Below are 1,609 nucleotides of genomic sequence, written 5' to 3'. Positions count from 1 at the left end.
CCCCAGACCGAGTCCGGCACGTCCCCGATCCCCACCCCAGACCGAGCCCGGCACCGTACCCGAACCTCCACACCAGACCGAGTCCGGCACCGTTTCGAGGTCAGGCGGCGGCGACGACGCGGTCCTGGACGACACGGCCCAAACCGTCGAGTGCCACCAGCGCCGCGAGGAGTTCCTGCGCGGGCGCGGAACCGCCGACCCAGCTCACCGTCACGTAGTGGCCCATGGCTCGGGCCTGCGCGCGACTGCCGGCGGCCTCGAAGGCGATGCCCTGGCGTACGAAACCGTCCTCACCCAGGGCCGACACCAGCGCGTCGGCGGCTCGCCCGTCACTCATGTTGAAGATGACGAACTGGCCGGCGGCCAGGTCGCCCTTGTAGGCGCCCTGGAGCGCCTGAGTGCACCCGGAGGCCGAGGCGCCCCACAGGACGTCGTCGCAGTCGGTGAACTGCTGGGTGCTCTCCAGCCGCATGTCCCCCACGGTCTTGACCGCAGAGGTGAAGACCTCCTGCGGGGTGAGCGGGGCGGCGTCGTTCTTTCGGTCGTCGATGGCCGCGTAGAAGGCGGAAGTGGGCTCGGCGTGGAAGGCCGACGGGCGGGGCTCGTCGCGGCGCAACCACCACCAGCCGCCCACGGCGAGGGCAACCACGCCGGCGATCACAACGGAGATGACGAGACGACGTGACATCAGGCCGGCGGCCCCGTGAGCGAGACGACCCTGCGGTAGACGGGCTTCTCCGCGCCGCGCAACGCCAGGGTCAGGGAGACGAAGTCGTCCTTGGCGGTCGGTTCGGCGCCGTCGGTTCTGCCGAGCCAGACAAGGCCGACATAGTGGCCCAGCGCGTAGCCGCCCGCCTCGGAATAGCCTCCCGCGGGGAAGGACGCCTTGGAGGAGGGCAGGGGAATCGTCCATCCGCCCCGGTAGTCGGTCTTCAACGACTCCACCAGGGCGGCGGCCGACTTGCCGTCCTTGAGGTTGAGCAGCGTGTACTGGCCGACGTAGCGGCCGTCGGAGCTGGCGTACAGGCCACGGGCGGCCTGGCTGCATCCGGCGTCGGAGATCTGCTCCACAACGCTCTCACCCCACAGAGCCGCCGAACAGTCGGCGTCGAGTTGCTTGGCGACCAGCTTGAGCTTGAGCTTCTTGGTGACGGAGAGCTGCTTGTGGCCGAACACTTCCTTCTTCGTCAACGCGCGCTTGTCCTTGGACCTGTCGGTCAGCGGGGCGAACAGTTTGGGCGAGCTCCAGCCGTGGAAGACCCGCGGCAACGTCGAACCGGGCGCGACCACGGCGGCACTGGTCCGCCGCGGCGGCGTGTACTCGCCGATGGAGCCCACGGCGAACATTAGGCCCGTGCCACCGGCCAGCACGCCCACGACCGCGGCGATGATCACGAGCAGCCGCTGCTGATCAGGACGCAGGCCCCAGGCGGTGAGCAGCGGGAACTGCCAGTCGGACGGAGGGGTACGCCGCCGCTTGCGCGAGGGCGTGCCCGCCCCCCTCGCCACGGCCGCGGCCTCACCCGTGCCGCCGTCCTCCTGCAGCGGCCACCCGGCACTTCCCCGGAGCTTGACCCTGCCCCCGGACCGCTCGGCACGGCCACCGGCC

General features: G+C 70.7%; 2 protein-coding genes. Both read right to left on the bottom strand.

Going from position 1 to position 1,609, the window contains the following annotated elements; translation table 11 throughout:
- Positions 1-100 precede the first annotated feature (100 nt).
- A complete protein-coding gene (locus E1292_RS50310) occupies positions 101-649 on the bottom strand; it encodes a hypothetical protein (RefSeq protein ID WP_132606862.1) in 549 nt (182 codons plus the stop codon).
- 38 nt (positions 650-687) lie between these two features.
- A partial coding sequence (locus E1292_RS52140) for a hypothetical protein (RefSeq protein ID WP_165975189.1) occupies positions 688-1,609 on the bottom strand: 922 nt, incomplete at its 5' end.

The sequence above is a fragment of the Nonomuraea deserti genome (assembly GCF_004348685.1).
GTDB classification, from domain to species: domain Bacteria; phylum Actinomycetota; class Actinomycetes; order Streptosporangiales; family Streptosporangiaceae; genus Nonomuraea; species Nonomuraea deserti.
The sequence above is the reverse complement of the archived record's forward strand: the minus strand, read 5'-3'. Positions and strand labels throughout refer to the sequence as shown.